15 protein-coding genes are annotated in these 14,881 nt (G+C 62.0%); 3 read left to right on the top strand and 12 right to left on the bottom strand.

Annotated elements, in window-relative coordinates; translation table 11 throughout:
• Positions 1-260: 260 nt before the first annotated feature.
• Together NKI72_RS04465 and NKI72_RS04460 are read left to right on the top strand one after the other, a co-directional pair.
• Positions 261-422, top strand: a complete 162-nt coding sequence (locus tag NKI72_RS04465; RefSeq protein ID WP_352448134.1) for a hypothetical protein — start codon at positions 261-263, stop codon at positions 420-422.
• Positions 423-542: 120 nt separating this feature from the next.
• Entirely contained in the window at positions 543-983 is a 441-nt protein-coding gene (locus tag NKI72_RS04460; RefSeq protein WP_352448133.1) for a DUF2267 domain-containing protein, read from the top strand.
• Between the two features lie 12 nt (positions 984-995).
• Here NKI72_RS04460 and NKI72_RS04455 read toward each other — a convergent pair whose 3' ends face one another.
• The 12 genes from NKI72_RS04455 to NKI72_RS04400 form a co-directional block, all read right to left on the bottom strand.
• A complete protein-coding gene (locus NKI72_RS04455; RefSeq protein WP_352833853.1) occupies positions 996-1,991 on the bottom strand; it encodes a LacI family DNA-binding transcriptional regulator in 996 nt (331 codons plus the stop codon).
• Positions 1,992-2,059: 68 nt separating this feature from the next.
• Positions 2,060-3,394, bottom strand: a complete 1,335-nt coding sequence (locus tag NKI72_RS04450) for a sulfatase family protein (protein ID WP_352833856.1) — start codon at positions 3,392-3,394, stop codon at positions 2,060-2,062.
• Between the two features lie 22 nt (positions 3,395-3,416).
• Positions 3,417-4,232 carry a carbohydrate ABC transporter permease gene (locus NKI72_RS04445; protein WP_352539303.1) on the bottom strand — a complete coding sequence of 272 codons (816 nt, stop codon included), beginning with the start codon at positions 4,230-4,232 and terminating at the stop codon, positions 3,417-3,419.
• A gap of 7 nt (positions 4,233-4,239) precedes the next feature.
• On the bottom strand, positions 4,240-5,193 hold the full coding sequence (locus NKI72_RS04440) for a carbohydrate ABC transporter permease (RefSeq protein ID WP_352833859.1): 954 nt from the start codon (positions 5,191-5,193) through the stop codon (positions 4,240-4,242).
• A 4-nt stretch (positions 5,194-5,197) separates the two neighbouring features.
• Positions 5,198-6,445 (bottom strand): ABC transporter substrate-binding protein, encoded by a 1,248-nt coding sequence (locus tag NKI72_RS04435; RefSeq protein ID WP_352833862.1) that lies wholly within the window; start codon positions 6,443-6,445, stop codon positions 5,198-5,200.
• Positions 6,446-6,633: 188 nt separating this feature from the next.
• A complete protein-coding gene (locus tag NKI72_RS04430; RefSeq protein ID WP_352818015.1) occupies positions 6,634-7,446 on the bottom strand; it encodes an SDR family NAD(P)-dependent oxidoreductase in 813 nt (270 codons plus the stop codon).
• Complete coding sequence (locus tag NKI72_RS04425; protein ID WP_352814243.1) at positions 7,443-8,444, bottom strand: sugar phosphate isomerase/epimerase family protein; 1,002 nt, start codon at positions 8,442-8,444, stop codon at positions 7,443-7,445. The genes NKI72_RS04430 and NKI72_RS04425 overlap by 4 nt, the downstream gene beginning before the upstream one ends.
• Before the next feature lie 37 nt (positions 8,445-8,481).
• The gene (locus NKI72_RS04420; RefSeq protein ID WP_352814241.1) at positions 8,482-9,255 is read right to left on the bottom strand and encodes an SDR family NAD(P)-dependent oxidoreductase; all 774 of its coding nucleotides are present in this window, start codon (positions 9,253-9,255) and stop codon (positions 8,482-8,484) included.
• A gap of 4 nt (positions 9,256-9,259) precedes the next feature.
• Entirely contained in the window at positions 9,260-10,357 is a 1,098-nt protein-coding gene (locus NKI72_RS04415) for an ABC transporter ATP-binding protein (protein WP_023675506.1), read from the bottom strand.
• 10 nt (positions 10,358-10,367) lie between these two features.
• Positions 10,368-11,270 carry a carbohydrate ABC transporter permease gene (locus NKI72_RS04410; RefSeq protein ID WP_292660005.1) on the bottom strand — a complete coding sequence of 301 codons (903 nt, stop codon included), beginning with the start codon at positions 11,268-11,270 and terminating at the stop codon, positions 10,368-10,370.
• The gene (locus NKI72_RS04405) at positions 11,263-12,201 is read right to left on the bottom strand and encodes a carbohydrate ABC transporter permease (RefSeq protein ID WP_352466746.1); all 939 of its coding nucleotides are present in this window, start codon (positions 12,199-12,201) and stop codon (positions 11,263-11,265) included. The genes NKI72_RS04410 and NKI72_RS04405 overlap by 8 nt, the downstream gene beginning before the upstream one ends.
• A gap of 57 nt (positions 12,202-12,258) precedes the next feature.
• Positions 12,259-13,524 (bottom strand): ABC transporter substrate-binding protein, encoded by a 1,266-nt coding sequence (locus tag NKI72_RS04400; RefSeq protein WP_352539298.1) that lies wholly within the window; start codon positions 13,522-13,524, stop codon positions 12,259-12,261.
• A 101-nt stretch (positions 13,525-13,625) separates the two neighbouring features.
• Here NKI72_RS04400 and NKI72_RS04395 point away from each other — a divergent pair, with 101 nt between their 5' ends.
• Positions 13,626-14,864 (top strand): ROK family transcriptional regulator, encoded by a 1,239-nt coding sequence (locus tag NKI72_RS04395; protein WP_352833864.1) that lies wholly within the window; start codon positions 13,626-13,628, stop codon positions 14,862-14,864.
• The last annotated feature ends 17 nt before the right edge of the window (positions 14,865-14,881 follow it).

Here is a 14,881-nt window from a genome sequence, read left to right as displayed (position 1 = left end):
CGGATCAGCAAGGCCGACTTTAATGATCGGAACGCAGGCGCCGAATACAACTGTGGGAAGGTTGAACGGGCGTCGTTGACGCGCGAAGGGATTGCTTGGAAGCGACGCTCGCCGAAGCTGGCGAGATCGTCGGACGGCGAAGCCGAAGCGCAATTATGCCGTGAATGCCTACGATTCGGCCTGCCTTCTCCTTGCCGCGATCAAAGACGCCAGCACTGTATCCAAGGGGACATCCGAGCCGGCGCGACGTTCTGGCGGCGGTGCACAATATCCGTTTCAAGGGAATCGCTTATCGCGAGCCCGTTCGGTGGGATGAAAAGGGTGACAATCTGGCCGCTGTGACTGCACTCAACGGGGTGGAAAACGGCCGCTTCCGACAGATCGCCGAAATCCAGCAGATGCAGAGTGTCGAGCAGACCTGACGCCGACAGGCTCTCCGACCGAACCGGTTTCCGCCGCTTTGCCAGGACGATTTTCACAGGACCACGAAACAATAATCTCCGGTCGCCGTTTCGCCCGCAGAACCTTTCGAGGAGGCGACGATGAGCGCAACCGGCTTGGACGTTTTCGACAAAACGCTGCAAATAACAAACATCTGGCTTGACGAGATCATGGCGGATCTTGGTCCGGATCGACACGTCGCCTGGCATACATTGGGCGCCGTTCTGCGAACCCTTCGCGACAGGCTGCAGATCGGACTGGCGGCCAAATTGGGAGCGGAACTGCCGCTGCTCGTGCGCGGCGCCTACTATGATCGCTATCGGCCCGCCGACATGCCCGACAAGACACGCTCGCTCGAGAAATTCCTGCAACACATCGCCGATGAATTGAAATCGACCCGTCCTGTCGATCCCGAGGATGCGGCACGCTCTGTGCTGCGTGTGCTTGCACGGCATATCGACCTTGGCCAGTCGGCAAAGGTGCGGGATGCGCTGCCAAAGGAAATCCAGGTCCTCTGGCCTGAAAGCGTGGGCGTCAAATAGCGGCGATCCTGCTCATGCGGACGCGCGACGGACCAACTGCCACGAAACGCTGAAAAGGGTAGGTATTGCGCCCGGTGTTGCCGAGATCAATGAGATCAGATGATCGGCAAGATGGTCGTAGTGGGCAGTTTCGGGGCCGATTGTCGTCAATGCCGGATGACTGAATTCGCCCTCGTCGATATTGCCGCAGCCGATGACTGCAATGTCGCCGGGCACGGAGAGGCCGGCCTCCTCGAATGCGTGCAGGGCGGTCACGGCGGCAAGATCGGATTCGACGAAAAGCGCGGTCGGCCGATCCTTGCGGGCGGCCAGCGCCGTAGCATTGGCAAATGCAGCCTTGCGCGCCTCTGCACCGCCGATCACCAGGTCGTCTCGCAGCGGAAGGCCGCGTGCTTGCAGGAAGCTGCGATAGGCGGCGAGACGGCTCCCGTCCACCGCTTGCTCATGCACCATATAGGCGATGCAGCGATGGCCAGCTCGGTAGAGGTAGTCGAGTGCCTCGAAGACGGCCCTGCCGGTATGCTGGCGCACAACCGAAAAGCCTGCCGGCTCGATGGTCGGATGGAAGATCACCGCTGGCCGGCCCGCGGCCGCCAGGCGCGCGGCCAAGAGCATCACCTCGGGCTCGGAGAGATGCTGCCAGTCGGCGATAATGCCGTCTGCCAGCCCGCTCTCGATTTCCCTCACGATCCGGTCGGTTCGCTCCAAGGTGTCTCCCGCGGTGATAATTGTCGAAAATCCCCTCAGCGCCGCTGCAGATTGGATATCCTGCGCGATCCGGTCGCTGAACGGCACGCCGAGACGAGGCAGTACAAGGCAGATTCGCTCGGCCTGCTGGCGGCGCAGCTGCCGCGCGGTGCGGTTTTGCACGTAGTTGAGCTCAGCGACGGCCTCGAGGATGCGCTGCCGCGCCTCCTTGCCGACGAACTTCAGGCGCGTGCTGTCGCCGCTGAGCAGGTACGACACGGCAGCGGTCGATACATTGGCGCGCCGGGCGACATCGGCCATGGTCGGCGCCTTTCTGCGATCGGAACTTCTCTCGTGCATTGTTGGATCCGCTACGCGACGTGACATGATCAACTGTCGCTCAGCCGGATTTCATTCCAGCTTCCATGCCCGGCGGCAAGGATCTCGGGCCTTGCCTCGCCGGCCTCCTCCATCAGGGCAACGATGCGGCCTCGCAGCCATGCACGCGTCTCTGCGTGATCGGGCGAAGCTATGAGATTGGTTAGTTCGTTTGGATCGGCATCGAGGTCGTAGAGCCTCGCCTCGACATAGAAATCGCTGCCGGAATCCCGCCAGCCGTCTTTTCCCGGCGCCTCGACCTCATATTTCCACCGTCTGGTGCGCAACGCGCGGCCGACATGGTGCTCGCTGATTTGAATGAATATCTCGTCGCGCGGCGGCCGTTCGCCCTGCAGTGCGTCGAGCAGCGAGACGCCCTGCATTGAATTGGGCACTTTCAGGCCGGCCGCGGCGAGCAGGGTCGGCGCGAGATCGACGAGGCTGACCAGGCCTTCATATGTGCCGATGCGCTGGAAGCCGGGGCCGTGGAATAGCGTCGGCACGCGGATCGACGCCTCATGACAGGAACGCTTGTATTCGTTGTTGCGAGTCTTGAAGTGACATCCGTGGTCGGAGGTGAAGAGGATGATCGTGTCGTCAAGCCGGCCAAGGCTGTAGAGCGCCTCGATCAGCCGTCCAAACGCCTCGTCGAGGCGTGCGACCATGCCCAGATAGCCGGGGAAATGTTCCGCTGTCGTGCCGCCAAGTGCGGCGAGATCGCCGGGAATGGCGAGCTTCTTGCGGATCCTGTCCTCGTATCCGAGCGGGGCAGGGTAGTTGTCCGTCTGGTTCTGGTGATGCGGCTCGAGGAAGGACAGGAATAGAAAGAACGGCTCGTCTTCCCTCGATGCGACATAGCGGATTGCAGCGTCGGTTAGGGCATCGACGCGGTATCCCGGCAGCTTCACCGCCTTGCCGTCATTGTCGTGGACGACGGTGTCGAAGGGGCCGGAAGTGAACTCCAGGATGTTGGAGGCCAGCCAGTAGCGATAGCCGCCGCGTTGTTCCTGGGTGACCGGCTCGGCGGAGCCCAGGTGCCACTTGCCGATGTAGGCGGTGTCATAACCTGCCGCGGTGAAATGATGCGCGAGCGTGCGCTCGCTCTTCGGCAGTGGGATGTCGTTGCGGTAGCAGCCGGTGATGGTCGGGTACCGCCCCGTCTGGAATACGGAGCGGGCGGGTCCGCAAACGGGCTGGCAGGTAAACGAATTCGCCACGAACGTGCCGGTCCCGGCGAGGCGGTCGAAATTTGGCGTAAGCTCGAGCGGATTGCCATGGACGCCAACGGTGTCCCAACGCTGCTGGTCGGTGAAGAAGACGATTACGTTCGGTCGGCGGGACGTCATAGGGTGCAATGGCTCCGAATGGTCATTTCATGCCTGCCAGCATCACGCTGCGGACGAAGTAGCGCTGCGTGAAGAGGAACAGCAGCAGGCTCGGGATGAAGAGAATGATCCCGCCCGTCGCCGTCAGGTTCCACTGGGTGAAGAATTCCTGGTTGAAAAGCGTCAGTCCCGTCGTGATCGGCCGCATTTCGGTGGTGTTGACGGCGACCAGCGGCCAGAGGAATTCGTTCCACTGGAACACGAAGGTGAGGAGGGCCAGCGTCGCCAGTGCCGGACGGACCTGCGGCAGCACGATGCGCCAGTAAAGGCCGAGTTCCGAGCAGCCGTCCATCCGTGCAGCGTCAAGCAACTCGTCGGGAATTGGACGGATGAACTGCCGCATCAGGAAGATTCCGTAGGCGCTCATGGCGAATGGAAGGATAAGGCCCTGATAGGTGTTGAGCCATCCCATCCGCGCGGTGAGCACATAGAGCGGGATCATGCGGATGAAGAATGGGATCATCAGCGTCGACAGCACCGCGACAAACATGACGCGCTTACCGGCGAATTCCATCTTGGCGAAGACGTAGCCGATCAACGGATCGAAGATCAGATGGAGGAAGGTAATCCCGCCGGCGATGATGAAGCTGTTGAGCGTGAAACGCGCGAACGGCGCCTTCTGCCAGATGTCGATGTAATTCGTGAATTGCCACGTCTCGGGGATCAGAATCGGAATGCCGCTGAAGACGTCGGCATCGCTCTGCAGCGACAGCGAAAGCATGTAGAGGAACGGAAAGATCGACAGCGCCACGCAGAAGAGCAGCAGTAGGTAGGACGGGAGCGTTTTTGCCAATGTCATGCCAACCTCAATAGGTGGTTTCGCGGTTGAGCAGGCGGAACTGAACGAAGGTGATGGCCAGGATCAGCAGGAACATCAGGAAAGACAGCGCCGAGGCGTAGCCGATGTTGAGCTCGAAGAAGGCTGCCTCGAACACGTGCAGGCTGAAGAACCGCGTCGCGTCGGCCGGTCCGCCCTTGGTTATCAGGTAGGCCGGCGCCAGCTCCTGCAGTTGGCTGATCGTGCTGACGACCGCGATGAACAGCGTGGTCGGCGTCAACAACGGCCAGGTCAGATAGCGGAATTGCTGCGTCGGCGTGGCGCCGTCGATGGATGCGGCATCATAGAAGTCGGACGGGATCGACTGCAACGCGGAGAGGTAGATCAGCATGGCATAGCCGACATCCTTCCAGACCGTGATGGCGATGAGGGTCGGCAGCGCGGTCGAGGTGTCGCCGAGCCAATTCTGGGTCGGCAGCCCAAGCTCGGCAAGGAAGCTGTTCAAGATGCCAGTGTAGGGATCGAGAATTGCCTGCCACATCAACGCGACGATCACGAAGGAGGTGATGTAGGGAAAGAAGATGATTGCGCGGATCAGAGTGCGCCCCGGGATCGGCCGGTTGAGCACGACTGCCAGTCCGAGGCCAATGGCGATGCTGGCCGCGGTGACGCCTATCGCGAAGGCCAGCGTCACGAAGAGCGACTGCCGAACGCGCGCGTCGCCGAGCGCAGCAACGTAGTTGTCCAATCCGGCGAATCGGCTCTCGCCGATCAGCGGCTGGCCGCTGTACAGGCTCGCCCAAAACTCTAGTCCGATCGGATAGAAGAAATAGACCGAGAAATAGAGGATTGCTGGCGACAGCAGCAGGTAAGCGAGAAGCGTTTGCCGGGTGCGCCGGCTGAAGCGGCCAGTTCGCCGGGTCGGCATCGCGCCGACGCGAATGTCCGTATCGGCCGTATCGGTGCTGCCGCTGATAAACATCGGCCTAGTTGTTGGCCAGGATGACGTTGGCCTCGGCCGCGAATTTCGGCATGATCTCGGCTGCTGGCTTCTGATTGTAGATGATATCCTCGAGCGCGCTTTGCAGGAGCTTCTCGATTCGCGCGTGCTTGCCGGTGAGGCGCAGCTCGGCGGTGACGTCTTGCGCGTAAGGCAGGCATTTGCTGAAGCTGCCGATGACCGGATCGGCCTGAACCTCGGCGTTGTTGGCCCAGGATTTGCGCGGCATCGTCATGCCCGCTTCCTTGGTAGCCGCCAGTTCCGTGTCGAGCGCGACGAGCCGCTTCAACAACTCCCAGGCCTCTTTCGGGTGCTTGGCGTCCTTAGGGATCATCACGCTGACGCCGCCCGCGAACGTCGCCTGCACCTTGTGCTTGAGTGATGGCGCAACCGCCCAGTTGAGCTTCGGGCTGCCCGAGCGGATCGGCTTCACGTCCCACGGACCGGTTATGATCATGGCGACCCGGTTGGCCGTGAACAGCTTTTGCGGACCCTCATAGTCAGCACCCGCCGCCGGCTTGGTCGCTGCTTTTTCCTTGTGGATCAGGTCGGCGAGGAACTGGATCGCTTCGATCGCCTCAGGACTGTCGAGATTGACCTTGTTTGTCTTGGGATCGTAATAGCTTACGCCGTTCTGCAGCAGCCACGACGAATAATATCCGATGCTCGGGTTGGGAGCGAAGCCGAAGCGGGCGCCGGTCGTCGTCGCCTTGGCAACCTTCAGGAACTCCTCCCAGGTCGCAGGCGGCGCGTCGAAGCCCGCCTGCTTCAGCATATCGACGTTGTAGACGAGGGTGGCGCAGGTGAGGTGGATCTGGATGCCATAGTACTGGCCGCCGAGTTTGTTGCGCTCCACGGAATAGGCTTGCCAGTCGTCGGGATAGCCGATCGCCTTGCCGTCTTGTTCGATGAAGTCGTTCAGCGGCCGCAGCAGATTCCGCTGGCCGAATTCCTGCACCCAGCCGCCGGGTTCGGCGACGAGATCGGGCGGGCTCTTCGCAGCAAAATCCGCCACCAGCTTGGTGCGCATATCCGGCCACTGGAATTTCTCCCACTGCACCGACCATCCGGGATGATCGGCCTCGAACTTTGCTATTGCGTCGGCATAAGCTTGATACGCGTGGCCGGCGTTCCAATAGAGCGTCAGGGTCTCGGCATGGGCTGCACTCGCGGTCGTCAGGGCCACGCCTAAAACCACACCGTGCAGGAACCCGACTGACTTGTAGCGGCGCATCTTGGTCTCCTCCAGGTTTGCCACCGCCTTCCTCACAATGGATGGCGACATATTATTCGATTAATATTCCCGCTATACCGCCGTTTTTGTCAAGCTCCGACTGTAATGCAGTGCATAGTTCTGGCCGAACTCGGGCGGAGCTATCTACAGCGCGCGATGCCGAAGTTGCTGGTCTGGACGATCGCGGCCTAACCTGGAAAGATCGTGAAACCGCCATCGACGCGGATTACCTGCCCGTTGATGAAGCGCGCGCGCGGACCGGCGAGGATGGCAACCGCTTCGGCGATCTCTTCAGGCTCCGCATACCGGTTCAGCGATTTCTTGCTCGAATCCATGCGCTGTGGATCGACCACGCGGCTCGCCTGGAACCGTGCGGTCTTGGTGGCGCCGGGGCTCACCGCATTGACGCGTACGCCATCGTCGATCAGTTCCTTGGCGAGGCAGCGCGTATAATGGACGACAGCCGCCTTGAGCGTCGAGTAGACCACCTCGGGCGAGCAGCCGATATGCGCTGCCGCCGAGGCGATGTTGATCACCGAGCCCGAGCCACGCTTGACCATCGGCGGAACGAACGCCTGGCAGACCAGCATCGTGCCGATGAGGTTGTTCTCGGTTAGAACCTTGATGTCTTCGTAGTCGATGTCCAGTGCGTTGTTGGGATTGGGCTTTACGCCCTTGGCGCCGATGTCGCCGCCGGCGCAGTTTACCAAGACGTGCACGTCGCCGAGCTCCGCCTCGATCTTCCTCTTCATTTCCGCGACAGCTTGCTTGTCGCCGATGTTGCCGGTGACCGCGGTGATGCGCGTCCCGTGCTTCTCCAAGCCCCTGGCAGAGTCGCCGAGGTCCGCGAATTCGCCATATTGAGATGGCCGGGCCCAATCGAGGTCGTGGACCGCGACGTTTGCGCCAAGTTCGGCCAAGCGGTCGGCCATCACGCGGCCGAGGCCGCGTCCCGAGCCGGTGACGAAGGCGGTCAGGCCGCTGAGTTCTCGGGCAGTCATGCTGATTTCTCCATTGCAATGAAATCGAATTTCATCATGTTGGCGGCGCTGCGCCGGATCATGTCGAGCTCGTACGAAACGAGCGCACCGTCATCATTGCGCTCCCATGGCGTGCGGTAGTCGGCGTCGTCCGCAAGGCGGTTCAGGCGCGCGGCACTCAGGCAGGCCGCGAATTCGCGGGCGGTCTTCGGCGCATATCCGTTCCACCAGTCGTCGGTGAGACAGCGAACGTGACGAGCCTCCAGCGCGCCGGGCTCAAGCACCGCCGTCAGCGTGTCGTGGTGCCCGCCAAGGATGGCTGCCAGTTCGGCGAAAGGCACGGCGCCGTCGCCGATCGCGCAGCGGACCAGGCGATAGCCCTCATCCGTGAACTGGACGCGATAGTCCTTGAGGTGAACGTGGCGGACATGGGGCGCGATCCGGCGCGTGAAGGCAAGCGGCGCCTCGCCGACAGGAAAGGTGTTGCCGGTGTCGTAGGTGATGCCGACACCCGGCCCGCCAAGTTCGCAGAACGCAGCCAGTTCGTCGCTGCCGAAGTCCTGATGGTTCTCGATGCCGAGCACGCGTCCCTCGGCCGCCGCACGCGGCCCCCATTCCGTCAAGGCAGCGCGAATCGTTGCGTTGAACTCGCTCCATTTCGGACCCCACGCATTGCGGTCGCCGCACAGGACAGGCGTCAGTGCGATACGGATCGTCGTCGCCTCGAGCAGGCGCGCAGCCCGGAAGGCGTTGTCCAGCGGACCTGCCACCAGCAGTCCGCCGCTCACCACCGGGACGATGTCTAGCGCGGCAAGACGCCTGCGCAGGGCGACGATTTCGGCGTCAGTCAAGTCGGTCAACCAGGGTTCGTAGATCTCGAGCGTGCGTGCGCCCAGTTCCTGCGCCAGCGTGATGAAGCCTTCCAGCCCCACGCCGTCCGGATTGTGCCGCGGCGTGCCGCGGCCCTGCAGGCCGAGATAGTAGGTCAGTCCGTAGGGGTTGAGGCCGAGACGAAGCATCAGCTTGGCGATTCCAATGGAGAGCGGAGAGGCGTCACTAGCGCAGACCGGCATCGACGGTTATGGACTGTTTGGTGATCATGCGGCTGTCGTCGGCCGCCAGGAAGAGCACGGTGCGTGCAATCTCCTCGCCCAGCAGGACGCGGCGGATCAATTGCCGCTGCACCGTCTGGTCGACTGCCTCCTGCGTCTTGAACCACAGCTCGCGCTGCCGCTCGGTCATGACGGCGCCGGGTTCGATCGCATTGACGCGGATGTTATCCGGTCCGAACGACCGCGCCAACGCACGCGTCAGCGCCACCACGGCCCCCTTGGCGGTGGCATAGGCCACCATCTGGTCCGCTCCGAACCGCCAGGCAATGGAGGAGAAGTTTATGATCGAGCCGAAGCCGAGTTCCTTCATATGCGGATGCACTGCCTGCGCGGCGAAGAAGTGATGCCTCAGATTGACATCGAAGCTGCGGTCCCAATAGTCGGCCGTTACCGCGTCGATGGGATGGCGCTGATCATTGGCTGCGTTATTCACCAGGACGGCGACCGGACCAAGCCGCGCGCGCACGCCTGCTACCGACGCCTTTAGCGCATCGACGTCGGTCACATCGCAATGGAGATATAACGGAGCCTGCCCGGCGGCACCAGCGAGCTCGCGCACCAACGCCTCCGCTGGTTCGTCCTGCACATCGAGAAAGGCTATCCGGGCGCCGTTCGCCACGAAGGCGCGGACCATATCGGCGCCAATGCCGGAGGCGCCGCCGGAGATCAGCACGACCCGACCGGTCAAGCTCGGATAAGTCGCGAATTGTACGGACATCAAACTACAGAAGCGCCTTGGTTGTTGGATCGAACAGACAGGCGCGCGACATGTCGATGCCGAGCGTTATCGTCTCGCCCATGACGGGAGCGTCATCCGGCTCGAAACGGCCGGTGATCTCCAGGTCACCCAGCCTGAGCACGGCAAGCGTCTCGGCCCCGGTAGGCTCGACCAATTCGACCGGCGCCTGCATGGACGCCACAGCAGGTTTGCGCGACTTCAGATCGGTCGTGAAACGGTAGATGTGTTCCGGCCGGATACCGAGCACGACGTCCTTTGGCGCACCGGCGGGCATCGGCGCGGCAAGGGCGAGGCTGGCGTCGCTGCCGTCAGCGGCGCGTACCGAGATGCTGGTCGAGCCCGTAAGCCGGGCGGGAATGAAATTCATCGCCGGCGATCCCATGAAACCGGCAACGAACATGTTGGTCGGCCGGTCGTAGATCCGTTTCGGCGTGTCGAACTGCTGTACCGAGCCCTGGTTCATCACCGCAATGCGGGATGCAAGCGTCATCGCCTCGACCTGATCGTGGGTGACATACACCGTGGTCTTGCCGACGCGATGGTGAAGCTTCTTGATTTCGGTACGCATGTCGACGCGCAGCTTGGCGTCGAGGTTGGACAAGGGCTCGTCGAACAGAAACAGCTTCGGGTCGCGCACGAGGGCACGCCCCATCGCAACGCGCTGCCGCTGGCCTCCCGAGAGCTGGCCGGGCTTGCGTTTAAGCAGTTGTTCGATCTGCAGGAGTGCGGCAACCCGCTGGACAGCTTCCGCCTGCGCTGCTTTTGGCACGCCGCGGCTCTCCATGCCGAAGGTGATGTTCTGGCGCACCGTCATGGTGGGATAGAGGGCGTATGACTGGAACACCATCGCAATATCGCGGTCCTTGGGTTGCACCGAGTTCACCAGCCGGTCGCCGATCCATATCTCGCCCGACGTGACGGTTTCCAGTCCGGCGATCATGGCGAGCAAGGTTGACTTGCCGCAACCCGACGGGCCGACAAGGGCGACGAATTCTCCGGTCTTAGCCTCGAGATCGATGCCGGCAAGAATCTCGAGCGAGCCGTAGCTCTTGTGAAGGTTGCGGATCATCAACGCGGACATGGGCGACGCCTCATTTGATGGCGCCCTGGGTGAGGCCGCGCACGAAGTATTTTCCACCGAACAGATAGATGAGCAGCGGAGGCAACGCGCCGATCAGCACGGCTGCGCTCATCACATCGTAAGCACGCGCGGTCGTGCCGCCGGCCGTGAGCGCGACCAGTGCCGCTGTGATCGGCTGCTGCTGGCCCGATGTGAAGACGACGCCGAACAGATACTCGTTCCAGATGCCGGTGAACTGCCAGATGACGGTGACGATCAGGATGGGCGGCGACAGGGGCAGGATGATCTTGCGGAAGATCCGCCAGAACCCGGCGCCGTCGATGCGTGCCGCCTTGATCAGGTCGTCCGGTATGCTGACGTAGAAATTGCGGCAGAACAGGGTGGTGAACGAGATGCCCTGGACGACATGGATCAGCACCAGCCCATATGTGGAATTGGTCAGGCCGAGCTTGCCGAGCAGGAACGCCCACGGCATCAGCGAAATCTGGCCGGGCATGAATACGCCGAGCAGCATCAGATTGAAAATCAGTTCAGAGCCCCTGAAGCGCCATTTGGAGAGGATGTAGCCGTTCATGGCGCCGAGAATGGTCGAGATGATGGTGGCGGGGATCGTCATCGCCAGGGAGTTGAAGAAATTGCGCTTCATTCCCTCGCAGGTACCGCTGACGCAGTAGGATCCCCAGGCCTGCGCCCACGCATCGAACCGGAAGCTGCGCGGTACGGAGATGAGGCCGTTGCGGGCAATCTCCGACTGCTCGCGCAATGAGTTGAAGATCACCACCAGCAGCGGCACGAGATAGACGACCGCGAAAAGCGTCAGCACGGCATAGACAAGGAAGCGGCTCCAGAAATGCCGGCGCGTGGCAGCGGCTTCTTCCGGATCAAAACGGGCATTAGGGGCAATTTCAGCCATTGCGGCCCTCCGCTCGCCGGCGCCAGACGATCCACAAGGAATACGGCACCAGCACAACCGCGACCGCAGCGAGCATCATCATCGCCGCGGCGGCACCTTCGCCGATTTGGCCGCGCTGGAACATCAGGTCGTAGACATAGATGGCGGGGAAGGTGGTGGACACACCTGGGCCGCCTCGCGTCAACGCCGCCACCAGGTCGAAGGTCTTGATGGCGAATTGTATCTGAATGACCGCCACCGCCAGGAATATCGGGGCGATGGTTGGCAGGATGACCCTCCGATAGGTCCGGAAAACCGACGCGCCGTCGATTTGCGCGGCCTTGACGAGATCCGGATCGACCGACCGCAGACCGGCCAGGAAAAGTGCCATTGCGAAGCCGGACGACTGCCAGATACCGGTTATGATCACCGCATAGATCGCAGTGTTGCGGTTGGCCGTCAGGGCGAAGCTGAAGTCGGTCCAGCCAAGCCCGCGAACGAAGGCCTGGATACCGTCGACAGGATTATAGAGCCAACTCCACACCGTACCGGTGACGATGAAGGACACCGCCAACGGATAGAGGAAGATGGTGCGCCAAACCGCCTCGCCGCGGACGCGCTGGTCGATCGCGATCGCGAGCAGCAGGCCAACGGCCATCGAGCCAACGATATAGAAGCCGCTGAACAGGAAGAGATTGGTATAGGCGATGTTCCAGCGCCGGTTTGCCCAGAGCGAAGCGTAATTGTCCAGGCCGACGAACCCATAGGTCGGCAACAGCGACGAATTGGACAGCGAGATGTAGAGCGTCCAGAGCGTGAAGACGAAAACATAGATGAAACTCGCCGCTATCGACGGCGCCAGCACCAGAATGGGCACCATCGTGCCCAGGCGCTCGCGCCACGGACGGGCCGCGGCAGCTGCGGCTGGTACAATCAGATCATGGGTGGACATCGGGCTGCTCCGGCGAGGTCTGGCCGGGAGCTTCACCCCCGGCCATCATCGGCAGCGTCACTTCTGCGCTTCGGCCGCATCCGCCATCGCATTGGCCGCGTCCTGCGCACTCATATCCGGCGTTGCTACAAACTCCGTGATGCTATCCATTATTGCGCCGCGGACCTTTTGCGGAACCGTCATGTTGTGCGCCATCGAACGCACGAGCGTGCCGGCGGCGATCGAGGCTTGCAAATCCTTTTGCGAGAGTTGCTGGCAGGGATTGAAGCCGTTCGAAAGATCGACATCGAGGCGCGCCGGAATGGACCCTTTGGTCTGATTGAAAATGGTCTGGAATTCGGGCGACAGGATGATGCTGGCAAGCAGCTTCTGTCCCTCGATATAGTCCGGGTCCTTCTGCTTGAAGAACACGACCGAATCTGAATTCAGGATGAAGCCCGGCTTGCCCCAATCGGTCGGCGCCTGGGCGCAGACATAGTCGGTGCCCTCCTTGAAGCCGCCGGCCGTCAGCAGGCCGATCGTCCAGTCGCCCATGATGTGAAAGGCGGCCTCGCCGCGGCCGACCAGATGCGACATGGTATCCCAGTCACGCCCGTTCATGCCGGGATCCATGTACTTCGAGGTCATGGTGCGGAACTGCTCGAAGGCCTTGACCATGCCGTCACTGCGCATGGCGTCGACGTCGCCCTCGACGAAGGCTTTCTTGTAGAGATCGAGGTCCTGACCGTACACGACCACTTCGAAGACGGTCGAGTCGGTCCAGTCGGCGGTCGAGTGCGAAATGCAGATCTTGCCGCTGGCCACGATCTTGTCGCAGGCGGCATTGAATTCCGCCCATGTCTTCGGCATCTCGGTGACGCCCGCGTCCTTCATGACCTTCGGCGATGCCCACAGCCAGTTGATGCGGTGGATGTTCATCGGCGCGGCCACCCAATTCCCGGTCGGCTTCATCACCGGCAGCAATTCGGGAGCGACGACCTTCTCCCAATTTTCCGCTTTCGCCAGGTCGTCGAGATTGGCTGTCATGCCCGTCTCGTTCCATTCGGCGATCTCGGGGCCCTTTAGCTGCACAGCGGGAGGGGCGTTGCCGGCGATCACATCGGCACGCAGTTTGGCCAGGGTATTGGCCGTATGGCCCGCGATGGAGGTCTGCTGCCAGGTGCCACCCTTGGCGGTAAACATCTCGCCGAGCTTGGCGATAGCCTGGGCGTCCGATCCGGTGGCCCATTGATGCAAGAGGTTGGTCTTCGGCTCCGCGAGGGCTGTTCCGGTAATCAAGGTGAGGGCGGTAGCGGCCGCAAAGGCCGTCCTCAGGTATTTCATCGTTTCACTCCCATATATGATGCACGGTTCGTATCGACCGCTTGTGGCCCGCGATTTGAGGTCGTGGCCGGCGAGATGCAGTAATCTCCGTTCTTTCCAAGATGACATATCTGGGCTATCAGTCAACGTGCTTTGTGCCCATCATGAACAAACCTTCGCTTAGAAATTGGCTAATCGACAGGCCGTCCGCGTCGCCGGAGAGCCTGATCGTCCGATGCCTGCGCGAGCGCGGCGTGCTTTCTGCGTCGCAAATTACCCGCATTACCGGTTTGGCGCGGTCGACGGTTTCAACCGCGCTCAATGGCTTGAGAAAGTCGGGGATGGTAATCGAATCCCCGGCCCATCATGACGCGGCGAGGGGTATTGGCAGGCCTGCCACGACATTGACGCTCAATCCCGCTGCGGGCACCTGCGTCGGCATCCATCTGGGCCTCGACGAGATGCGGTGTGTCGTCGCTGACGTCTCGCATTCTTTCGTTGCCGAACAAACCATCCCCATGGGTCTGGACTACCAGCCGCAACAAGCGGCCCAGCTCGCCAAGTCAGTAATTGCCCGATGCTATGAAGAGAACGGTCTGCCGATGGCGGGGCTCCTGGGGGTTGGGGTCTCCGTCTCGGGCCCAGTCAGCCGCGAAGGAGTGGTGCTGCGCGCGAGTATCGTTCCGACCTGGGCCGGGGTCAACATCCGCGATGTGTTCGGGCCGGTCCTCGAACAGCCGATCTTCGCCGACAATGAGAGCAACTGCTCGGCCATTGCGGAGCTGATGTGGGGTGCGGCCGTCGGCCAGGACGACTTCGTGCTGTTCAAGGTCGATCTGGGCGTCGGCGGGGCCATTGTCCAGCACGGTCGGCTGGTGAGCGGCATCGCCGGCGGCGCCGGCGAATTCGGGCACATCAGCATCGATCCCAGCGGCGACCTTTGCCGGTGCGGTAATCGAGGATGCCTGGAGCTCTATGCCAGCTTTGCCCGACCGCTCGAGCAGATTTCGCGCATCCTGCGGCGGCCGGTCACGATGGACGACGTGATCATGATGGCCGAGCAGGGCGACGTGAGGGCGCTGCGGATGATCGAGGACACCGCCGAGTTCGCCGGCCGTGGCCTTGGCCTGATCGGTTCGGTTCTCAATCCGCCGCTCATCATCATCGGCGGCCGCATGGCCTTGGCGGGCGACATTCTCCTGGCGCCACTGATCGCATCATATGAACGCCACACGCTCATCAAGTCCCGCGATGTGGCGCCTGCGCTGCGCACGCGGATAATCGTTGGCAAGCACACGGAGAACGACGCATTGCTCGGCGCGGTCGGCCTCGTGCTGCGTCACAACAGCCGACTTCAGTGACCCGGCTTGCTTCGGGT

Source organism: Mesorhizobium sp. M0437 (genome assembly GCF_040321335.1).
GTDB lineage: Bacteria > Pseudomonadota > Alphaproteobacteria > Rhizobiales > Rhizobiaceae > Mesorhizobium.
The sequence above is the reverse complement of the archived record's forward strand: the minus strand, read 5'-3'. Positions and strand labels throughout refer to the sequence as shown.

Bases quoted from the DNA above. Each gene is read 5' to 3' on its own strand.
- NKI72_RS04425 (WP_352814243.1), bottom strand. From the start codon at position 8,444: ATGCTTCGTCTCGGCCTCAACCCCTACGGACTGACCTACTATCTCGGC.
- NKI72_RS04435 (WP_352833862.1), bottom strand. From the start codon at position 6,445: ATGCGCCGCTACAAGTCAGTCGGGTTCCTGCACGGTGTGGTTTTAGGC.
- NKI72_RS04405 (WP_352466746.1), bottom strand. From the start codon at position 12,201: ATGTCCACCCATGATCTGATTGTACCAGCCGCAGCTGCCGCGGCCCGT.
- NKI72_RS04415 (WP_023675506.1), bottom strand. From the start codon at position 10,357: ATGTCCGCGTTGATGATCCGCAACCTTCACAAGAGCTACGGCTCGCTC.
- NKI72_RS04400 (WP_352539298.1), bottom strand. From the start codon at position 13,524: ATGAAATACCTGAGGACGGCCTTTGCGGCCGCTACCGCCCTCACCTTG.
- NKI72_RS04455 (WP_352833853.1), bottom strand. From the start codon at position 1,991: ATGGCCGATGTCGCCCGGCGCGCCAATGTATCGACCGCTGCCGTGTCG.
- NKI72_RS04445 (WP_352539303.1), bottom strand. From the start codon at position 4,232: ATGACATTGGCAAAAACGCTCCCGTCCTACCTACTGCTGCTCTTCTGC.
- NKI72_RS04450 (WP_352833856.1), bottom strand. From the start codon at position 3,394: ATGACGTCCCGCCGACCGAACGTAATCGTCTTCTTCACCGACCAGCAG.
- NKI72_RS04460 (WP_352448133.1), top strand. From the start codon at position 543: ATGAGCGCAACCGGCTTGGACGTTTTCGACAAAACGCTGCAAATAACA.
- NKI72_RS04420 (WP_352814241.1), bottom strand. From the start codon at position 9,255: ATGTCCGTACAATTCGCGACTTATCCGAGCTTGACCGGTCGGGTCGTG.
- NKI72_RS04410 (WP_292660005.1), bottom strand. From the start codon at position 11,270: ATGGCTGAAATTGCCCCTAATGCCCGTTTTGATCCGGAAGAAGCCGCT.
- NKI72_RS04440 (WP_352833859.1), bottom strand. From the start codon at position 5,193: ATGTTTATCAGCGGCAGCACCGATACGGCCGATACGGACATTCGCGTC.
- NKI72_RS04430 (WP_352818015.1), bottom strand. From the start codon at position 7,446: ATGACTGCCCGAGAACTCAGCGGCCTGACCGCCTTCGTCACCGGCTCG.
- NKI72_RS04395 (WP_352833864.1), top strand. From the start codon at position 13,626: ATGACATATCTGGGCTATCAGTCAACGTGCTTTGTGCCCATCATGAAC.